The following is a 21690-nucleotide window of genomic DNA, read 5'->3' as shown; positions in this document are numbered from 1 at the left end:
ACATACATAGAAACAGCAATTGGCACGTTAATTGCAAAACAATTCTGTACATTCAGAATATAAACAAGTATTCTGGATGGTGACTTATAGGGAGGTGAAAGGGTGAAAGAATTATAGCAGTATTACTTTTTTATTTTTATCAGTTGACCGGAATATTAAGGAGGAGTATCAATGTCAGATCACGGTTCAAAATCTCGCTGGGGTCAACCTTTAACAGGCCTTATCGCAACAGCTTCATTTTTACTCATTGCTCTGATCACATGGTTCATATTTGCATCTCCACAGGGGATTTTTAAGAACTATGAACACCCAATTCTGGAATTTTTGGCATGGATGCTTTTAGTCGGCATTTGGCAACATATCATGTTCGGAGACTGGCCATTCGCAAAGCTTAAACCATTGACCCGCGGGATTGTAGAGATATGCGTCAACATTGCCGTGGTCTATGTAATTATTTATGGAATTTTTCAAGGCTTTCTTGGCAAACTCATCCTCCCCATTTGGAGTGTAGAAGCCTTAGTAGCAAGAGGTATTGAGATCGAGCACGCCAGAGAATATGTTGGCGGAGCCCTTACAATGTTTGTCTTAATCGGTTTTGTCACTTATGCATTTTGGTCGATCCTTTTTAAAAAGTGGCCTTGGGGAGATAAACTGACGCAACCAGCCTTGGGATTCGCAGAATGGTGCTTGACGACGGTTGTTACACTCCTAGCCTATGGAGCCCTTATCTTCCCCTTTTATGTAAGTGTGGTGCTAAAACAACCGATTGCGGCAGCAGCCCCTTGGTGGGGAGCCATTGACGGTGTTTCGCATTTGAATTATGTCATAGGGGTTTGGGAATGGATGGTTGTCTATCTTTTCATGACAGCCAATATATGGTCAGGAAAACCATGGCACCTGGTAAAGAAACAACCTTGGAGCGGATTATTCGGTCTAATATCAATCATTATTCTGGCATTCCTTACCGTAAAACTAACGATTTTTGGAATGGATGCCGTCTGGGGAGCTGTAGATCCCAAAGCCACTGACGGAACCGCATCCTTGGCATGGCGCTATTATAATTCTGCCACACTCGCCGGCTTTACACTATTTCCGTTTTTAATCTGGAATCATTATTTTGACAACTGGCCACAAAAATGGGGAAGTGTTATCGGATGGTTTGTCCGTACAGGGATTGTTTTTGGTCTGGCAGCAATTCAGTTTATCATTTATTACTCAGTCTGTTTACCTTTGTTAGGGTTGAAACCTGAATTTTCGAATCACGCTAATAAGCCTTTGGTGTGGCTCTTCTGGGCAATTATCCCGCTGCTATTTAACGATTGGTTTATGTCAAAGGTTCCTTTCTATACGTCAGAGACAGAGCATGTTAATGTCGGCGGGTCGAAAAATACCTCCAGTTCCAGTTAATAATTGTTTTGGTGGGTTCCAAAATCTAAATATCTAACCGGAGTTCAAATTTACTTGACTGAATTAAGTGGATTTAGATCTCATGTCATTAGAGAAACACTTAAGCGGGCGGATATTCCGGGAAAGTTGGTTGATGTTCTCATGGGGATGTAATCCAGGTCGGAGCAGGACAGATTCCCTCGCGTCAAGCGAGTATCAAAGCCGGACTCCCATTGGTAGTAACCTCTGAGACGATCAATAAAGTATGTGCCTCGGGAATGCGAGCGGTGACTTTGGCGGAAACCATCATCCGAGCTGGAAATGCAGACGTTATTATTGCCGGGGGAATGGAAGTATGTCGAATGCACCGTTTGCCTAAAAATTATGAACCTCACCTGAAGGCATGCTATAAGTTAAGAAGTGCTTTGGGTTAGCTCTCTGATAACTGACTATTAATTCAAGCAGGATTTAGTTCATTTAGGTCGAATAGTTTGATTAATAGCAAATTTCAGGAGGGCTAACCTATGTTGGAGGAGGGACAAATCTTTTCGATCACCCTTGAAGAGATATTGGATAATACAAAAAATGCCATTATTGCTGTTGACCCTCAAGGTACTATTTTTTACGCCAATCGAGCTGTCTTCGATATCCTGAAAGTTCCCGAAAGCAACATTATCGGCGAATCAATAACCACTCACTTTCCGGAAACAGGCCTCTTGCGGGTTTTTGAAAATGGAGTTGCCGAGTTAGGCCAACAATTAAAACTAAATGACACCATCCTTCTAAGCAATCGGACTCCAATTTTTGTGCAGGGAGAATTGGTCGGTGCTGTAGCCGTGTTTCAGGATATTACAATTTTACAAAATTTCTTAGATAATTTGGTCATCGAACACGAAAAAACTAAACAACTTCAACGTACCTTAGAGGTCGTGTTAAACACTGCCTATGACGGGCTGATTGTGGTGAACAAGCAAGGAATTGTTACCATGACAAACCAGGCATTTTCTAGCTTTTTTGACCAAGCACCTGAGGATATGATTGGAAAACCCATTACCGAGATTTATGATAATCCGAAATTTACAGATGTCCTAGTCACCGCCCAACCGGTACATGGATATATACATGATTTAAATGGACATGAAATCATTGCCAGCAGAGTTCCGATAGTTCAGGATGGTAAAATTGTCGGCGCTTTAGGTAAAGTGGTTTTTAAAGATGTCAATGAGCTATATGCTTTGACAAAAAAGGTGGATTCTCTGCGTTCGGAACTTGACTACTACAAAAAGACTGTGTCTCAGAAAAACTCCTCGGCCCTTGAGCTGTTAAAGGGTAAAAGCCCTATCATGAGTTCTTTGATCCAGACCTCTCTACGGGTGGCAAAATCCGGTTCTACAGTGCTGCTGAGAGGAGAAAGCGGGACCGGCAAGGAATTATTCGCCCTGTTACTTCATGCCCAAAGCTCCCGCAACGATGGTCCCTTTATCAAGGTGAACTGTGCCGCAGTACCTGAAAATCTACTGGAATCTGAAATGTTCGGCTATGATGAAGGTGCATTTACAGGTGCGAGAAAAGGGGGGAAGATAGGGAAATTTGAACTGGCAGATGGAGGAACCTTGTTCCTGGATGAAATCGGAGACATGGAAATGAGCATGCAAGCTAAGCTGCTGCGAGTTATTCAGGAGCGAGAAGTAGAACGGTTAGGGAGCAACAAGTCTCGCAAAGTAGATGTTCGGCTGGTTGCCGCGACGAATCGCGATCTCGAAGGAATGATTCGCGATAAGCAATTTCGTGAGGACTTATATTATCGTTTGAATGTGGTAACCTTGACCATTCCACCATTACGGGAACGAATAGATGATATTGAAGATCTAATTAAGACATTTATCAAAAAGTTTAACTTGCAGTTTGCTCAATCAGTGACAGGAATTACTGCTGAAGCTGTTGACGTTCTGAAAAAACATCGTTGGCCAGGTAATATCCGCGAGCTTGAGAACATTATTGAGAGAGCCTTCAACATGGTTGATGGCACTGAAATCCAACTCAAGCATCTGCCGAACTATTTGCAAATTTTAGCAAGTCATGATAAAAGACCTTATATGGAAGGGTCCCTTGACAATATTCTTAAGGAGGTGGAAAGGGATGCACTGATTATTGCGCTTGAAACTGCCAATGGAAATAAAGTTCAAGCAGCAAAATCATTAGGCTTGTCAAGAGCCGGCTTGTACAAGAAGCTAATTAAGCATCAATTACACAAGTAGATTTAACCTAAATAATGTGAATTTTTTCATCAGTAAGATGTCTACAATTTGGTTAGCGTATCCAATCGTAGACACCACCCAATATTTAGTATTAATGGAGATTGCCGTGTTTACTGGCTTTTATGTGTAAACTAATGTGGACATCCCTGCAAAAGTGGATATTTTGAATCGACTGGACAAAAAACTTGGGGATGACTGATATTAGCCAGTGCAAGAATTATCCGAAGATACGGAATATTCCTTGGCATAGCAATTGCATGATTATTCCGCAAGATTCCAAATCACCTATTAAAAAGTCTTGTAATAACAGAAACAAAGGAGGATTTAGTTGTGAAGACGATTATGGTAATTGGAGCTGGACAGATGGGTGGTGGAATCGCCCAAGTAGCTGCCCAAGCAGGATATTCAGTAATCCTGAATGACATCAAAGAAGAATTTGTGAATCGGGGTTTCGGTATTATTGACAAAAATCTGAGCAGAAGTGTTGATAAAGGGAAACTAAAAGCTGAGGAAAAAGATCAGATTTTAGGTCTTATTACTAAATCCGTATCTCTGCAAGATGCAGTATCTGCCGACTTGGTCATTGAAGCTGCCGTGGAGAATATGGAGATTAAAGCTAAAATCTTTGCTCAGCTTGATGAGATATGTCCGGAACATACAATTCTTTCGACGAATACTTCCTCACTGCCTATCACTGAGATTGCCGCTTTTACTAAACGCCCGGATCGAGTCATCGGGATGCATTTCATGAATCCCGTGCCTGTTATGAAACTTGTAGAAGTTATTCGTGGCCTGGCTACCAGTGATGAAGTGTACAAAACCATCGAAGATCTTAGCATTAAGATGGGCAAAACTCCGGTTGAAGTTAATGATGCTCCCGGTTTTGTTGCTAATAGGGTCTTAATTCCGATGATTAATGAGGCTGTCTTTACCCTTAACGAAGGAATTGCTTCAGTTGAAGCGATTGATAATGTTATGAAATTAGGAATGAATCATCCAATGGGACCATTAGCATTAGGTGATTTAATTGGTCTGGATACAGTTCTGTCAATTATGGAAGTCCTTCATGAAGGATTAGGCGATAAATATCGCCCATGCCCATTACTTCGCAAATACGTAAAAGCGGGATGGCTTGGACGGAAATCCGGTCGTGGTTTTTATAAGTACGAAGCTTAAATCCAACAAGTAAGGAGGGCAAAAGTATGGAGTACACTAATCTGTTACTGGAAAAGAACGGTGCAGTTGCAGTGCTGACCATCAATCGCCCTAAAGCATTAAATGCCTTAAATAGTGACACAGTAACAGAACTGTCCACCGCCCTCGATGAGTTGGGGAGAGATTCCAGTGTCAAAGCAGTGATTTTAACTGGCAGTGGGGAAAAGGCTTTTATCGCTGGGGCTGATATTTCTCAGATGAAAGATTTTAATTGTATGCAAGCACGGCACTTTGCTCAACTGGGGCATGCGGTTTTTCGTAAAATTGAACTGATGCCACAACCTGTTATTGCGGCTATTAATGGCTTTGCTTTAGGTGGCGGATGCGAGTTAGCTATGGCTTGCGATATTCGGATTGCTGCTGAAAATGCCAAATTCGGTCAACCGGAAGTAACCCTGGGACTTACTGCAGGATTTGGAGGGACTCAACGCTTACCTCGTCTGATTGGTACAGGGTTAGCCAGTGAATTACTATTTACCGGGGACATCATAGATGTTAACGAAGCTTATCGCATTGGGTTAGTTAATAAGGTTTATCCCTTAGACACCCTGATGGAAGAGGCTATGAAGCTGGCTAAAAAAATCTCTTCTCGGGCACCCGTTGCAGTACAGCTAACTAAGAGTGCGATCCAACGTGGTTTGAATATGGATTTAGATAGTGCTCAAGCTTATGAAGCGGAAATCTTCGGATTGACCTTCAGCACCCAGGATAAAACCGAGGGATGCAGCGCCTTTTTGGAAAAGCGTAAGCCAGCCTTTGAAGGAAAATAAAACGGACTACCTAATTATGCAATTGCCTTGTAAAAAAAAATGCTATGTGTGGATTGCCGAAAGGCAAGTCTTGAAGGTGAGCAGAAAACTAGTCAAAAATGAGAGGATTGATTGATAATGATTTTTGATTTAACTGAAGACCATCTCATGATGCGTAAAATGGTTCGTGACTTTGCAGAAAAAGAATGTGGCCCCGGAGCGGAAGAACGGGATGAGAATGAAGAATTTTCAGTAGACTTATGGAAAAAAGCCGGCGAGCTTGGCCTCGCAGGGGTTACTTTTCCTGAAGAGTATGGCGGTGTTGGTGCCGACTACATCTCTTATGCAATCACCGTAGAAGAACTTTCTCGTGTCGATGCTTCAGTTGGGGTAACGATATCTGCTCATGCAAGTCTCTGTGCAAATCCTATCAATATGTTTGGTAACGAAGCGCAAAAGAAAAAATATTTGACACCCTTGGCTACCGGTGAGAAGCTGGGAGCATTTGGTTTAACTGAACCTATGGCTGGTTCCGATGCCTCAGGCACTCGCACCACCGCTGTTCGTGATGGAGATTTTTATATCCTTAATGGCAGCAAGATCTTTATAACGAATGCGTATTATGCAGATACCTACGTCGTTACAGCTCAAATGGATAAGAGCAAAGGAAATCGGGGGATTGCAGCCTTTATCGTTGAAAAGGGAATGCCTGGTTTCTCCTTCGGTAAAAAAGAGAAGAAGATGGGGATACGTTCATCAGCAACTTATGAATTAGTTTTTGAAGATGTACGCGTCCCTGCAGAAAATCTGCTTGGACAAGAAGGTCAAGGCTTTAAAGTTGCTATGCAAACCCTTGATTATGGTCGAATCGGCATCGCTTCCCAAGCCTTGGGAATTGCCCAAGGTGCCTATGAGCAAGCTATGAAATATACCAAAGAAAGAGTACAGTTTGGCAAAGCCATTTCTGAGTTCCAAAATACACAATTCAAACTAGCAGACATGGCCACACAAATTGAAGCTGCTCGCCTCCTTGTCTATCAAGCAGCCTACTTGGCATCCCAACATAAACCCGTTAGCAAAGCTGCTGCTATGGCCAAGCTATTTGCTTCCGAAACTGCAATGGCAGTTACCACAATGGGCGTTCAACTCCACGGAGGATATGGATATACACGTGAATACCCTGCAGAACGTATGATGCGGGATGCAAAAATCACAGAAATTTATGAAGGAACCAGTGAAGTTCAACGCATGGTTATTGCGGCTAGCATTCTAAAATAAGAAATTAATTGCTTGCTTTAGATTGAATAGCCAAAGAGAACAATCAACATTGTTATTAGCGAAGCACCTTTTGGTCTTCGCTAATAATAATCATAGAGAGTTTTTGAATTGCCATTCAGATATTTATCGTATAGGAGATGTTTGATATGAGAGACGTAGTTATCGTAAGTGCTGTACGTACACCTGTAGGTTCCTTTAGCGGCGCTTTAGGACAAATTCCTGCAGCTGAGTTAGGAGCAATTGCTATCAAAGAAGCAATTACGAGAGCAGGAATCACTCCTGACCAGGTTGATGAAGTCATATTAGGTAATGTACTCCAAGGAGGTCAAGGACAAAACCCGGCACGTCAAGCTGCTATTAAAGCAGGGGTTCCTCAGGAGATTCCTTCCTGGACTCTGAACAAATTATGCGGCTCAGGACTAAAATCCGTGGTTAGTGCTGCACAAGCCATCATGGTCGGAGACGCAGATATTATTGTTGCAGGTGGAATGGAGAGCATGTCACTTGCCCCCTATGCGCTGCCTAAGGCTCGTATGGGATATAGAATGGGTAATGAGACTATTGTCGATACCATGATCCTCGACGGACTAACTGATGCTTTCCATAACATTCATATGGGAATCACAGCAGAAAATGTTGCTACTCAATTTGACATTTCCCGGGAGGAACAAGATCAATATGCAGTGATCAGCCAGAACCGTGCAGAAGCTGCTATTAAGGCCGGAAAATTCAAAGATGAAATTGTTCCGGTTTCTATCCCCCAACGTAAAGGAGATCCCATCGTTGTTTCCCAAGATGAGTTCCCGCGTTTTGGTGTGACTTTAGAGGGGATTAATAAACTTCGTCCGGCATTTAAAAAGGACGGAAGCGTAACAGCCGCTAATGCTTCCGGAATTAACGATGGTGCAGGTGCTGTCGTTGTAATGGCTAAGGAGAAAGCCGAAGAACTTGGTTTAACTCCTTTAGCAACCATTAAATCATGGGCTTCTGCAGGGGTAGATCCCTTGATAATGGGAACAGGTCCGATCCCGGCAAGTCGCAAAGCGTTAGAAAAAGCAGGCTTGAAGATTGAAGATATCGACCTGGTCGAAGCTAATGAAGCCTTTGCTTCTCAGACCTTAGGAGTTGCTAAAGAACTCCAATTAGATCGAGAAAAAACAAACGTAAACGGTGGAGCAATTGCCTTGGGGCATCCTATTGGTGCCTCCGGAACGAGAATTCTGGTAACCCTGCTTCATGAAATGAAGAGAACCAATGCTCATCGCGGTTTAGCTACCCTGTGTATCGGTGGAGGTCAGGGAATCGCCTTAATTGTAGAACGCTAGTCTTTATTTAAATACTGCATTTATACTTCCAGAAAAATCTGTACCTTATTTGTTGCCTTATTTGAAGTTAGTAAAGAACTTAAAGGAAACTAAGTGCAAGCAAAAGGGGGATGTGCAATGTATAAGGAAGAGTATCGCAAAAAGTGCGTTTCAGCTGATGAAGCCGTCAAAGTAGTTCGTAGTGGAGATTGGGTAGAGTATGGGTTTGCGGCAAGTATGGCCAGTGTATTGGGTGAAGCTTTAGCTCGCCGTAAAGAAGAACTTCGCGAAGTGAATATGCGTGGCGGAGTAATCATGGGCCCCTTGGCAATGATTGACTGTGATCCTAGTGGTGAACATTTCATCTGGAATAGCTGGCATTTTGGAGGACGAGAGCGAAAATTAGGGCAGGCAGGATTAGCTTATTACATTCCGATTAAATATTCTGAGGTTCCACGCTACATTCGTGAGAACTTGCAAACAGATGTTGTCGTAATTCAGGTTGCACCCATGGATGACTATGGATATTTTAGCTTTGGGGTTACAGTATCTCACTATGCTGCGGCCATTGAAAAAGCTCGCAATGTTATTGTTGAAGTCAATGAAGATATGCCAAGGGTTCATGGAGGATATGATCATACAGTTCATATTTCAAAAGTCGACTATATTGTCGAGGCAGGACATAGAGGGCTGCCGCAGCTGCCTTCAGCAGCAGCTTCAGAATTGGATCAGAAAATAGCCTCATATATACTGCCGGAGATTAAAAATGGGGCATGTATTCAGTTGGGAATCGGTGGAATGCCAAATGCCTTAGGGCAAATGATAGCTGCTTCAGATCTTAAGGATCTGGGTATTCATACCGAAATGTTGGTAGACGGTTTTGTGGATATGGTTAAAGCAGGAAAAGTCACAGGAATGTGCAAACAGCAGGATCGTGGCAGGATTGTCTTTGCCTTTGCTGCAGGCACCCAGAAACTCTATGACTTTATGCAAAATAATCCATCTTTAGCAGCCTATCCTGTTGATTATACCAATCATCCCTTCATTGCCTCCAAAAACGATCAGTTAATATCTATCAACAGTGCTTTGGAAATTGATTTAGCAGGTCAGGTTTGCTCGGAGTCTGCCGGTTCAAACATGATTACCGGTTCCGGGGGACAACTGGACTTTGTGGAAGCAGCCTATAATTCTAAAGGCGGTAAGAGCTTTATTTGCTTACCTTCCACCTATACGGATAAAAGCGGGCAAGTTCAATCCCGTATTAAATCCGTAATGACCCTAGGTTCATTAATCACAGACACCAGAACCACTGTTCATTACGTTGTTACAGAATATGGGAAGGTTAATCTCAAAGGACTGTCATCATGGCAGCGTGCCGAAGCCTTAATATCCATTGCTCATCCTGATTTCAGAGAGAGCTTAATCGCTGAGGCTCAAAAACTGCGGATTTGGCGGAAGCGGGGGTAAGGGTTAGGTTTAAGATTAAGGGCTTTTAAATTAACTTAGAGCAGTTTAATAACTGTTAACTTAGAGCAGTTTAATAACTCCTAACTTAGAGTAGTTTAAATAACTTCTAACTTCTAAATCTTAACTCTTAATACTAATTTATAACTTTTTTGTTTCGATCGTATCAATTTACCTGTAACATTTATTAGAAGGGATTCCGCAAGGGCCCTTCTTTTTGTATTATTACTAATACAGACCCTCGCCTTGAAAGACAATACCATTGTTCAATGCTTATAATCGTTTGTTTCTTTGTATAAGTTATGAAAATCTAAACTATGATTCAAGCCTTGAGATTATTTCCGCGAAAATTGTCCCTTTAATGCCATTAAATAAGATATATTGCATAAGAAAGCCGATGTTTCTGTAGCAAGTGGACAAGACTTGTTCAAACAGTTAGAATTAAAAATGGTATAGAGATAATTTTGGTACTTAAGGATGAATGATATGTCAAAAAAAACTAAGCTTCAAATACCCCCTCGAAAACCAAAGTGGAATATTTGGCAAGGCTTGCTTCTAATAGCTATTATAACGATCATTGAATTTCCTTTGGGATGGTTGGAAAGTCCTCAGGATTTAGAGTCAGTACGTGGAATTCTTAATTTTGTAAAGGTAGGCTTAGGAGATTCCCTGCTTTATTTCGGTGTAATTATAGTATTCCTTAAATTAATCCGCCGCCCGTTATCAGACCTAGGATTTGTTAAATCCTCGCGAAGGTTTATTGTTTTAGGCTTCATTACGGGAATTGCCTTATTTATCGGAGTCGGTTTATTAGGCAATCTATTGACAAAAATATTTGGAACTCCGGCTCCCCAGAGCTTTGCGATAGCAGTCAAGGGTGCCAACTATACTTGGGAATTTATGCTGCTCACCTTTTTGGGGGGAGTCGTTGCTCCGATTAAAGAAGAAATGTTCTTCCGGGGGTTAATCTACCCACCACTGCGCCAAATTTTTGGAAGAGGTAAAGGGATTCTTTTGACAGGGCTCTTTTTTGCGGCACTGCATTTAGAAATAATTCGTTTTCTCCCCTTGTTTATCGGTGGTGTCGTCTTGACTTGGTTGTACGAACGTTCCTCAAGCATTTGGCCGGCAATCGTTGCTCATGGTACATGGAATGTCCTTATGGCCCTTGCCCTTTGGATTCAACGCTATTAGTATTGTGCAGAACATGAAACCGGGGAATCTAGATCTTCTGCCTCGGATGCTGTCTTCTTCACAAAGCAATATAAAGAGCCATCTAAATCATAAGCGTAGGGCATGAATCCAGCCGGAGGAGGTGATTCATGCCCTATGGTTATGCAGAGGGGTAGCAGTAGTAGTTGGACAGGACGGAGGTCTTGGTTTAGAATAAATGGGACTATGGTTGGGAGGTAAGAAGCGTGAAATCAAAGTATCCGGTTAAAGGGAAAACTAGCGCTGTCGGCGTTATTAATAGCGTAATTGATTTGGAAGGCCTCCGCCTTTCTTCGGAGGGAATGGCTGTGGGATATCATGAGGGCAAAGCCACCTTTGTGCCCGGCTTGCTGCCAGGAGAAATTGGCCAGGTTCAGATTGTGGAAGAGAAGAAAAACTGGCAACGAGGAAAATTGCTTAAAATCCTGAAAGCCTCTGGAGACAGAGTCGATCCGCCATGTACCGTATTTTCTGTTTGCGGCGGCTGCCAGCTGCAGCACCTGAAGTATGAGCAGACCTTGGTCTGGAAGAAGCAGTGGGTGGCAGACGCCCTGTCCAGAATCGGCAAAATACAGCTGGATTCTGTAACGATCCATCCCACCATCGGGATGGACCATCCCTGGCGCTACCGCAACAAAGCCAGGCTACACTGCGGGGAACAGGGTATCCTGGGCTATTATCAAGAAAAAAGTAAAGCACCGGTTCCCTTTGACGACTGTCTGCTGATCAGCGAAGGGATGAATCACTGGGTACGGGAAGCAGAAGGGTTTCTGAGCGAAGAGGGTAAGAACTCCTTTCCCCGGTTGACCTCGATTACCTTCCGGGAAAATTCCCAGGGAGAAGGTATGATGATTCTGGACTCCCTGCCGGATGCCTCTTTGCAGGATACTGACCAACAGGATACCTCCTTAAGGGATGCTCAGAGTTTGGGAGCATGGGCCAGGCTGGGCAAAGAAGATATAGGGTCAGGATCAATTGAGGGAACCGGCTCAGGAATCAGCTCGGTTTGGGGGATCACCCTTTCAGGAGAGCCGGAACGAATCGTCGGCGAAGGGGATTTCACAGAGAATGTGCTGAGAGCGGAATTCAAGATCTCCCCTCTGGCCTTCCTGCAAGTCAACCCGGCTCAGACCCGCAGGCTTTATAACACAGTGCTGGATTGGGCTGAGCTTTCCAAGGAGAAAGTGGTTTGGGATCTTTACTGTGGAATCGGGACTATCACCCTAGCCCTGGCGGCCAAAGCCCAAAAGGTCTGGGGAATCGAAGAAAATCCCTACGCCGTAGCAGACGCCAAGGAGAATGCTAAGCGCAACCAAATTGATAATGTAGAGTTTATCCCCGGCAAAGTGGAAGATACCTTCCGTCAAATCACTGACCATCCGGATATTGTAGTCCTCGATCCACCCCGGGCCGGAGCCCATAAGAGAGTGCTGGAGCGATTGCTGGAATTGAAGCCAGATCAGATCATCTATGTTTCTTGTGATCCAGGGACGTTGGCTCGGGATTTGGGGATACTGCAGAGCGGGGGATATCGGGTGGTTGAGGTGCAGCCGGTGGATATGTTTCCTTGGTCGGTGCACGTGGAGACGGTGTGCCTTTTATCTAGATAGGAAGCCCAGAACCTGACCTTGTTGTTATTGAAGCACTTAAGCGCTGCTTTGGATGCCAATGTAAAAAATATGAATTATTTACGAGCTGTGCTTACGGACTGGCGTAAAAATGGAATTTTAACCTTGGCTCACATTGAAGCGCGAGAAATTGAGCGTAAAAGTCAAAAAGATCACAAGCGCAAAAATAAAGACCCAGGAGACAAGCCTCCTGAGCCACCAAAGCCGGGAAAGTATGAGAATTGCTATTTGTGAAGGCCGCGGATCCAACAAATAAGCTGAACTCACTTAATGGTTAATGCGTGGAATACTTACTCGATGAGATACACTTTTACATTTTGGGCAGACATATTCAGGATTCTTAGCTGCGGAAAGAATATTCATTTTTAACGTTTTAGACGTGCATTTAACCCACTTGTTTAAGTGATCCGTGCTCTGACAATTAGGGCAACGCAATATCAATGTGCTTCACCTTCCTTAGGGTAGTTTATGTGCGACAGAGGACAAGTGTTACAAAGGGAGGAACGTGATATGGGTTACGAAAAATCGCCACGGATCAGAGATATAGCCGAGGAACTTATTGACGATCATCATAGCAGCCCTCATCGAAGCCTTGGCTTGGTTTGAGAACGGCAAAACCCACCCCTTGAGATTCAAGCTTGATGACAAAGAACTTTAAATTGATAAAGTAGTCACCGTGACTGAAGAAAAACTTGCCGGCAATCGCATGCTCATTTTCCGCTGTCAGTCTGAAATTAACGGGGAGTTGCGGCCCTTCGAGCTTAAATATGAACTGAATACGTGTAAGTGGTATCTGTGGAAGATGTAAACAGGGGAGAGTTGACAAAGCTCTCCCCCTATATCGAAAGGAGGCGTTACCATGGCCATGCCAGCAATACATACTATGCCAGATCGTCCAATAAGGTTACAAGCTTCCCTATCACTTTGATGGGGGCTTTTTTATTTGCCAAAGATCAAGTATATATCAAGGCCGACTTTGCACAGCCAACTCGAAGCCGGTTGTGGATTTATTTGTAATTAATCGATTTTATAATTTACTAAACTGCAACATAGAGGACGTTTTAAAGCCCAAAAAGACTCCGGCAATTAGCCGGCGCTTGTCACATCTTTTAAGATAGGGACATATAGTGTAGTGTGGGCGTGAGGAAAATGTTTTTTGAGATGAGCAGAAACCCGGTGTGTGTGGTGGCACCGGGCTTCTGCTTTTAAAGGTGAGCTTATTCGTCATCTTTTTTATCCGTTGGCATTGTCTACAGATTGCCTACAGTGAGGATGTTTTTGTATATTACGTTGAGTAACGATGAATAACGATAAAGCAAACAGTTTCCTTTAAAGCTTGGATACTACAGCATTATAGGTAATAATAAACAAGAGTAAGTTGCTTAAAACAAAATCGGTTCAAGATACGGTGCATTTGGAAGCGATAGTTCTGATGACATATTGTGGATTGAAGGAGGAAGGTTAGGCTTTGAACACAAGATGTTGTTGTTTGTGGGCGATTTTGGGGCGAGAAATGGACTTGAAAATTACGTTCTATGACTCGGAAAAAAGGGCAAAACATATGACATTGCAATTCAATAAATGATACCAGGTTTTGGTTCTTGATTCAGTATGCACTACGGGGAGGGAATTTCACATTGCCCAAAAATGATAATATGTTGGCGATTTTATGGATGCTGAGTTCAAGTAAAAAGATAACAGCTAAGCAAATTGCTGAAAAATTGGAACTTAATATTCGAACAGTTTACCGTTATATTGATTCTCTTAGCGCAAGTGGCGTACCAATTATTTCAGATTCCGGTCATAATGGTGGGTATTCTTTGATAAATGAATTTCATCAAGCACCTTTGGTTTTTGATATTGAAGAAAAAAAGCACTTCTCTATGCAACTACTCATGCAAAGGACTCAGGCTATCCGTTTAGTGATGTTCTAAGTAGTGCGATTGAAAAACTAAGATTGTATTCAACTGAGGAACAGGAGAGTATTCTTAATCGCCATATAGTTGGTTTTGAAGTTGCAAAGCAACATATTGTCCCAAGTCTTAAAGCTTTGCTAGAGGAATTAACAATTTCAATTGCTAATGAACAATCTATTGAAATTGAGTACCGGACTAGAAGTGAAGAGAAGCATCGCTCAAGAGTAATTGACCCCTATGGGATATTGTATTGGTGTAGTAAATGGTATATTATTGGATTTTGTCATTTAAGGGGTGAGATTAGAAATTTCAGAGTAGAACGGATTATTAAAATGACTCACACAGAAAGAGTATTTGTTCGTCCGAAGGATTTTTCAGCAAAAGAGTTTTTTTTAAGAAGCCTTATGCCTGATATCAATAATATACCGGCATTATTCCATTAGTCATAAGAGGTAGAGCAGAGGCGTTAGATGACTTATGCAATCATTGGTTCATGTCTTATCATTTGAACGAGAGGACTTTAAACCAAGCAGTATTTTTAATAGATAACAATGTTATTCACGGCTATGTAGCTCACTTTCTTCTACCCTATGGTAAGGCTATTCAAGTAATTGAACCAAAGAGCTGCAAAGAAAAACTGTATACAATAGCATTAGAGTTAATGGAATATTATCAAATATAACAACTTCCCTGACAGTAGCTGTCAGGGAAGTTGTTATATAATTTTAGCTGCATGATAAACATAGCACGTAAAAAGGAGGAATTTATTATGAATAGAACCGTGTTCGTTTATGTATTTGATACAATGGCAGATTGGGAGATAGGATTTTTGACTGCAGAGTTAAACTCAGGAAGGTATTTTAGGAAGGATGTATCACCAATTAAAGTAGTAACTTTAGGAGTTGAAAAGAATTATATTACTACAATGGGCGGGTTGAGAATACTACCTGATATCGATTTGAAAGAATGCAACATAAAAGAAACTGACGCTTTGATTTTACCTGGTGGTGAAACGTGGATGGAAACAAATCATCAACTAATAATAAGTTTAGTTAAACAATGTATAGAGAAGAATATTATTGTAGCGGCGATATGCGGTGCGACAATGGCACTTGCTCAAAATGGACTTCTAGATTCAAGAAGTCACACAAGTAATGATTTGGGATATCTTAAAATGATGTGTCCTAACTATACAGGAGAAAATCACTATATTCAACAATCTGCTATAACCGATGGAAAACTGATCACTGCTACTGGTATAGCCCCGTTAGAGTTTACTTTACATGTACTAAAAACACTGGATGTTATACTACCAGAAGCATTAGACGCTTGGTATAACCTTTATATAACACATGAACAAAAATATTTATATAAGCTTAATATAAGTTGAACATTTCTAGGGACAAAGCATATATTGAAATGCGTAATAGAATTATTTTTAGAAGCAGAACCCCGGTTCAAAGATCAAATGAACCGAGGTTCTGCTTCTCTGACGGATCCGGCAGGTCAAAATCGACACTGGTGTCGATTTTGACTTACACCTACCAGTACCCTTTCTAAAATTACAGCCATAATCTCTTTTGTACCTGGCTTGCATACTACTTGTAAAGGCTGGATCTGTCTGAATTGATCGTGATCATCAGCCGATGTCACAAACACGATGCTGCATACTGACATGGAAGCGGATTGCCGAATTTGTTTGGCGGTTTCGAGACCGGTCAGTTTTTTCATGCTATTGTCAAGAAAAAGGAGGTCGAAAATCATACCATGCTGATTAACTTCTTCGAGAAGCTCTTCACCACTGCCAAATTGGTGAATATCAAATAAAAGGTCCTTTTCTTCTTCATATAAATGAATGAACGCCTCCAATAACTCGCGAGACAATGGCCTGTCATCGCAAATGCCGATAGTTAGCAAAACATCTCCCTCCAAAAGCCAATTTAGATACAACTAAAATGGTAGGGGTAACTACCTGAAGAGTGGCCGATCGTAACGGATGTTTCCGTTGCTATTTTGTTATTTGTGCTGACACATAATCTGCCTGGCTGATCTGCACCTTGATTCTGTCTTGTTAAACTGTACACATTAACGATTATATCTTATTAAAAGCAACACGTCTAGCCAAATTGACGATCTAATTAGACATAATTACCTTATGTGCGGGATATAATCAGATGCAGGCGGTGATAAAGCATGAGTAACGATTTTTTCGGCGGACGGCTTACCCAGTTAAGAATGGCGAAAGGCGTATCGGCAAGGGATATGAGTTTATCCCTCGGTCAAAGCCCTGGATATATTAACACTATAGAAAATCGGAAGGGTTTGCCGTCTATGACGATGTTCTTCTACATCTGCGAATATCTTGGTATCTCCCCCAAAGAATTTTTTGATGACGGAAATCTCCATCCAACGTTGCAACGCGAATTGATTGAAGATTTGCAGGCGTTGGATGGAGAACAGCTTACCAATATTCATGCTATTGTTAAAGGACTTAAAAAAGCCAAAGAGACAAAATAGCGGGCTGGCGATATAAACCGTCAGCCTGTTTTCACAGTCAAAAGCATAGCTCATTGGCTATGCTTTTGACTGTTCAGGAGAAAGGGTTTATCGTCAAAATTGAGAAAATTCTTATTATCTATTTGCATTAGGGCTAATAATTGGAAGTTCCAATAAACCTAAATTACAGTACCATAAAGTAGGATAATCCCGCTAAACAAAGTCAATCACAAAATTTAAGAATATTAAACACAAACCTATCGATCTGGGGTCAGACTTGACATGGGAAGTTGACATTACAGACAATACTTGGGTTGGTCAAGATGGAGGAGACTGACTTAATGATTGGGTATGGTTGGATATAAAGGCTCCAAGAAGTCGCTGATTAGAAGAATTAATCCATAAACAGGGAAAGAGCAAGAACGTTTAGTTAGCGTTCCTGCTCTTGCTTTTTTGAAAATAGTGATTCATATTCCCTAGACAGAGTGTTTATTTATCATATATCGCTAAGTATTAAACAAGAAAGATTTCAAACCATTAACTAAGTAATTTTTTACGGTCAGGCGTTTCAGGCATTCTCTCTAGCCAACCGCATTCAATCATCAGCTCAGCCCCGTCTTTCGCAAAAGATTGAAGCTCGATCACGTATTTTGTGAAAACAGCTACCAAATCTCTTCTAGAAGTACTCGATAAAGCAAGTCCATATTGAGCGATGATAAATGAAATTGCAACGGTGACATGGCTCATAACCATTTTATCACTTTGTGGAGATTCAGTAGAATTGCTAACTGCATTGCCGAATGCAATTGTTAGTGGTAAATCTTCATCATCTAGAAATGAAGCTAATCCACTGAGTTGTTTATCTGCAATTTGTTTTGCCTGGGATACAAACTTCTTTACCACCTCAGACTTAACGACCTGACTATAGCCTAAATTTAAAGTTTTCAATAACTCCTTCGCCTCTATTAACGAAACAAGATGACTTATTTCCAGCGAATTAAGTGGCCTCTTATTTCCAAGATTTAAATAAGAGCCAAAATAATCTTTATCGTGAATAAAATCTACCCTGTCAGGAATCGCAATGCTGGGGGATTTTAATAATAACCCTTTTGCCAATAATACCTCGGTGGCTTTTTGATGTATCTCACATGAAGTAGTTATACATTCTAAAAAATAGGCACGGATATCTGATCGCGAAGATACTGTTAAGGCGCTACAATAATTAATTAAAACAAACTTGTGCATTAGCCTAGTATATTGAAGTTCAAACGTCTCATTAAATAGCTGCTTGGCATTGATATCGACATCCCTTTGACCGTAGGCTTCAGGGATGGGATGATTGAACGAATTATAGATGTTCTCAATGGTTATTACACGTTGACTTGAAATATCAAGCGCACGTTGCAAAACGGCGTGAATATCGGGGTCTTTAGATTTCGCCACATAGTATTTAAGAAAGCACACGGACATAGTCTCTGCTTGATAACTAGCCCAAAGGTTCCCGATTTCAGAAGCCGAAGGCATAATATCCGACAAATTATGTTGGACAACTCCGAAAGGAACTTGTTCAGTGTTAACTTGATTGTATTGTTGTTGTAACTCGCTCATATTCGACCTCCATTGTGTGATTAATTCTATTCTGATTATCTCCTCTTTCCTCAGCCTATAATCTGCAAATTCTTATGCGTACAATCTCTACTAAACTAAACTTTTGACATACACTAACATTAAACCGCCGGAAAAAAGCCGCTTGGCGTTGGGTTCCACCGCGGTAAGAAAGCGCGCTTAACATCCTTATCATAATCTACAATCGTTGAATTGTTACTTTAATCCATTAACTAATTTACATTTTAGTGACCACTTTGACTCAAATTATATGATTACCCGAAATATCCCCATCATAATTTGTATCCGAGTAAATCGGTTGCACTTTCTTACTTTGCGTATTTTGAGATGTTTTACTTTGATTATCTGGAAATGTTGTCGGTTCAGAAAGCGCAACTAATGCATGAGCAGTGGTGATTCCATAGACAAGGTGGTTTAATAGCTCAGCATAGTGTGTTTTTGTCAGGTGGGGTTTAGTCGTAAATAATCCATATTTTTGACCAATCCCGTAGACAACCTCCCAAGTCATTGTCCCAAAGAACGCTCCCTTCAATGCAAGGTGGTCTTTTCCTGTCTTTTTTAGCAAATAATTAAAAGGAATCGCGAGAACAGCACCAGTAAACTGGTGAGTTACTTGACCTAGCCAGAAATTTTTTCGCTGATTCGTTCTAAAGGGATTTACAAAAACTGAACCTGCCATATGTCCATGAAGAGCTTCCGTCCTCTTTAACCGCCAAAATGTAAAGTTTACCATATCCATTACTATTGTCCCTAAGAAGCCCGAAAGTAAGCTACGTGCGATGGAATCTTTAATTTTGAAAAATTTTTGTATCTTTTTCAAGAAATTTACCGCACTATTTGACGGTTCCATTTAATTAATCATCCCCAATCTATTCGTATGTTTATAAACTAAGATTAGAGTCTCCCACTTCAACGAAAACATGATGCCAATCATTACCAAGCGATTTCGAGAATTTTCTTGTGACTATCAACAAGATAAATAATGTTAATAATTGTTGAAGTGAATTATGTACTTCTTATAATAAGGGAGTGATGGAAGTTAGCTTAGACTCTTATCCTAATAACCTTTCCGATTCACGATTACCCCATCTCCTCCACACTCAGCCCGCTCCTCAATTCAAAAACAAAATGCGTTGATGTGAGTATTTCTATCTTGTCAACCAACGAATTAAATATTTCATCATCAAATTCGTCAAGCAGCGAATCCCTGCTGTTAATTGTCTTTATTTCGTCAAACCTTTGTTTCACCCCATCCTTTTCTTTTAAAGGGTTTTTAGATTAAATGGAGAAAGAGACAGTTATTTATTAAGTAAAATTTTTCATTTATCCTGATAGTTAGCGGGAAGAAAGGGTGTTGATTTCCATGCCAAGTGAGTTGATTCTAGTAGTGGATGATAATGCTGGAATTAGAGGTTTGCTCAAAGAAGTATTAGAGAGCAAAGGCTATAAGGTTGAGATAGCTCAAAATGGTAAAGAAGCAATTGAAAAATTCCACAAATGTGTACCTTCGGTTGTTTTACTAGATTCGAGGATGCCAGGGATGAACGGTGTAAAGGTAGCAGAAATATTAAAAGCTGTATCTCCTGAATTGCCTATAATAATGATTTCGAGTTATTCCGAACAAAGGGATATAAAAATTGCACAAGAAAAAGGCTTCGTCAGTTATAGCCTGACAAAACCTTTTGACATAAACGAGATTAATAAATTACTACATACATTTTTGTTCCATGAAGTTGACTAGGTTTCTTGTGAGCATTTCTAGCTCTGCACGAGCCTTAGTTATATAGGGGCGGGGGCTATCCTTTTCTGCGCTAAACTCCAAGTACCCCTTAATAACTGTAACATTATCAATTAAACTTTCACAAAACTCCAATACTTCATTTTTAACCACTTTTACACTTATCCTTTCTTTTACCTCATAAGTATAACATGGATTTCCACAAAACCTAATATCCTAGGACTTAGAAACCTTTTATTGTTACTGTTAGACAAAGGAACATTTGGATTGCCAAATTGCTGACATGAATTAGCTTAGCTAATGACCCATATTCTAAACGTATCTTTGAAGCTTTCAACTTCCAGTTATCCATATTTTAACTAGATTGAAATAGATTAGTTAGGCATTATGGAAGGCCAATATACTGTTTGTTAAGACCAAACATAGTTTAGATCAGAACTAATTCTGCAAATGGATTAAGTTCCGACAATTGATATTGTTGGTCTGCCAAACACGGCTGTTAGAGAGATCACGATTCATGACACCCCGCAGGCCAGATACTCATGCACACGAAATCCACTACCTCATTAAAATATAACTGCAACCGTTGCAACCCGATCCAAAAAATGCAGTATGATTAAGTACATGGCTAAATCTAAAAACCACAGAATCCGCCATATGACTGTATTCTGAGATTCGTCAGTATAGCTCAGGATATCTTTTAACTCACTCGTAAAGAGCGGGTATCCGGTTCGGTTAATCATTAATGTTAATTCACAAGCATGGTAGTCAAGAATAGTGATTTGTTATTCTGAAGTCATAGAAGTCAGCTGTTATCTTTGGACGCAGAATAGAAATTCTAAAATGCTGTTTTATATTGCAGGGTTTTATATAGTGTAAGGTCGCCTCCACCAAATAAGAACTCAATAATTGATACAATTCTAGAACATAAAAAGTCCAGTATTACTGGGCTTTACAGAGTTTTAGGGGAGATAGAGCATCGTTCAAAGCGGTGCTTTTTCGTTTTTGCACCGGAATCGTTAAAAAATGCCCCCCCCTGAAGGTGAAAACTAAAATATAGGCATCGTTAAAAGGTTTGAGGAATCATTGACGGTTTGGATCTTTGTTTCACACTTTTTTACAGTTTCACGATCGTGGCAGGAAATCGAAAAAAAACGCGGAAGGTTAGTAGGTAGAATATCTCGGGACTTAGAAATCGATGTCAGTGTTTAGTGACTGATTAGTTTCCTCGCGTGAATTACACACGGTATAATGCATGGCTAACTGCAAAGTTTTATCGTGCCACGAAACATCGAAATGGCAAAGAACCAGAAGACATTTAATTAAAGACCAGCTAATAAAAGTCAAGGGGTTAATTGATAATTTCTTTTGTTTTTCGATTCCGAACAATGGGTATTGCAAACTAAGCCACTGAAAAATC

Annotated in this window: 16 protein-coding genes and 3 pseudogenes; 16 read left to right on the top strand and 3 right to left on the bottom strand. The window is 41.0% G+C overall.

Annotated elements, in window-relative coordinates; genetic code table 11:
• The first annotated feature begins 171 nt into the window (after window positions 1-171).
• From BLS16_RS21435 to BLS16_RS21365, 14 genes and pseudogenes are all read left to right on the top strand, one after another.
• A complete protein-coding gene (locus BLS16_RS21435) occupies window positions 172-1407 on the top strand; it encodes a hypothetical protein (RefSeq protein WP_092335646.1) in 1236 nt (411 codons plus the stop codon).
• A 48-nt stretch (window positions 1408-1455) separates the two neighbouring features.
• Window positions 1456-1739 (top strand): annotated as a pseudogene (locus BLS16_RS21430) (thiolase family protein); the annotation flags it as partial.
• A gap of 171 nt (window positions 1740-1910) precedes the next feature.
• On the top strand, window positions 1911-3644 hold the full coding sequence (locus tag BLS16_RS21425; RefSeq protein WP_092335645.1) for a sigma-54 interaction domain-containing protein: 1734 nt from the start codon (window positions 1911-1913) through the stop codon (window positions 3642-3644).
• Between the two features lie 330 nt (window positions 3645-3974).
• Window positions 3975-4820: a 3-hydroxybutyryl-CoA dehydrogenase gene (locus BLS16_RS21420; protein WP_014903823.1), complete on the top strand. Its 846-nt coding sequence runs from the start codon at window positions 3975-3977 to the stop codon at window positions 4818-4820.
• A 26-nt stretch (window positions 4821-4846) separates the two neighbouring features.
• On the top strand, window positions 4847-5629 hold the full coding sequence (locus tag BLS16_RS21415; protein ID WP_092335644.1) for a short-chain-enoyl-CoA hydratase: 783 nt from the start codon (window positions 4847-4849) through the stop codon (window positions 5627-5629).
• Window positions 5630-5746: 117 nt separating this feature from the next.
• Window positions 5747-6886, top strand: coding sequence for an acyl-CoA dehydrogenase (locus BLS16_RS21410; RefSeq protein WP_092335643.1), 1140 nt, complete (start codon window positions 5747-5749; stop codon window positions 6884-6886).
• A 146-nt stretch (window positions 6887-7032) separates the two neighbouring features.
• The gene (locus tag BLS16_RS21405) at window positions 7033-8211 is read left to right on the top strand and encodes an acetyl-CoA C-acetyltransferase (protein ID WP_092335642.1); all 1179 of its coding nucleotides are present in this window, start codon (window positions 7033-7035) and stop codon (window positions 8209-8211) included.
• A 117-nt stretch (window positions 8212-8328) separates the two neighbouring features.
• The gene (locus BLS16_RS21400) at window positions 8329-9657 is read left to right on the top strand and encodes an acetyl-CoA hydrolase/transferase family protein (RefSeq protein ID WP_092335641.1); all 1329 of its coding nucleotides are present in this window, start codon (window positions 8329-8331) and stop codon (window positions 9655-9657) included.
• 483 nt (window positions 9658-10140) lie between these two features.
• Window positions 10141-10848 (top strand): CPBP family intramembrane glutamic endopeptidase, encoded by a 708-nt coding sequence (locus tag BLS16_RS21395; RefSeq protein ID WP_092335640.1) that lies wholly within the window; start codon window positions 10141-10143, stop codon window positions 10846-10848.
• A 224-nt stretch (window positions 10849-11072) separates the two neighbouring features.
• Complete coding sequence (gene rlmD / locus BLS16_RS21390; RefSeq protein WP_092335639.1) at window positions 11073-12476, top strand: 23S rRNA (uracil(1939)-C(5))-methyltransferase RlmD; 1404 nt, start codon at window positions 11073-11075, stop codon at window positions 12474-12476.
• Between the two features lie 27 nt (window positions 12477-12503).
• On the top strand, window positions 12504-12728 hold the full coding sequence (locus BLS16_RS21385; RefSeq protein ID WP_176786255.1) for a DnaD domain protein: 225 nt from the start codon (window positions 12504-12506) through the stop codon (window positions 12726-12728).
• A gap of 331 nt (window positions 12729-13059) precedes the next feature.
• Window positions 13060-13302, top strand: a pseudogene (locus BLS16_RS24920) (hypothetical protein).
• Window positions 13303-14131: 829 nt separating this feature from the next.
• Window positions 14132-15092: pseudogene (locus BLS16_RS21370) on the top strand (helix-turn-helix transcriptional regulator).
• A gap of 87 nt (window positions 15093-15179) precedes the next feature.
• A complete protein-coding gene (locus BLS16_RS21365; RefSeq protein ID WP_092335636.1) occupies window positions 15180-15800 on the top strand; it encodes a type 1 glutamine amidotransferase family protein in 621 nt (206 codons plus the stop codon).
• Window positions 15801-15916: 116 nt separating this feature from the next.
• Here the strand turns inward: BLS16_RS21365 and BLS16_RS21360 are convergent, their stop codons facing one another.
• Window positions 15917-16327, bottom strand: coding sequence for a LytR/AlgR family response regulator transcription factor (locus tag BLS16_RS21360; protein ID WP_092335635.1), 411 nt, complete (start codon window positions 16325-16327; stop codon window positions 15917-15919).
• A gap of 276 nt (window positions 16328-16603) precedes the next feature.
• Here BLS16_RS21360 and BLS16_RS21355 point away from each other — a divergent pair, with 276 nt between their 5' ends.
• Entirely contained in the window at window positions 16604-16927 is a 324-nt protein-coding gene (locus BLS16_RS21355) for a helix-turn-helix domain-containing protein (RefSeq protein WP_092335634.1), read from the top strand.
• 516 nt (window positions 16928-17443) lie between these two features.
• Here BLS16_RS21355 and BLS16_RS21350 read toward each other — a convergent pair.
• Both BLS16_RS21350 and BLS16_RS23885 read right to left on the bottom strand, forming a co-directional pair.
• A complete protein-coding gene (locus tag BLS16_RS21350; RefSeq protein ID WP_092335633.1) occupies window positions 17444-18514 on the bottom strand; it encodes a DUF3231 family protein in 1071 nt (356 codons plus the stop codon).
• A gap of 259 nt (window positions 18515-18773) precedes the next feature.
• The gene (locus BLS16_RS23885) at window positions 18774-19382 is read right to left on the bottom strand and encodes a DUF6789 family protein (RefSeq protein WP_176786253.1); all 609 of its coding nucleotides are present in this window, start codon (window positions 19380-19382) and stop codon (window positions 18774-18776) included.
• A gap of 513 nt (window positions 19383-19895) precedes the next feature.
• Between BLS16_RS23885 and BLS16_RS21335 the strand changes: the two genes are divergently transcribed.
• A complete protein-coding gene (locus BLS16_RS21335) occupies window positions 19896-20273 on the top strand; it encodes a response regulator (protein WP_092335632.1) in 378 nt (125 codons plus the stop codon).
• Window positions 20274-21690: the final 1417 nt, after the last annotated feature.

The organism is Desulfosporosinus hippei DSM 8344 (assembly GCF_900100785.1).
In the GTDB taxonomy this organism is placed as follows: Bacteria; Bacillota; Desulfitobacteriia; order Desulfitobacteriales; family Desulfitobacteriaceae; genus Desulfosporosinus; species Desulfosporosinus hippei.
Note: the sequence above shows the minus strand (reverse complement) of the source record. Positions and strands in the feature narration are given on the sequence as shown.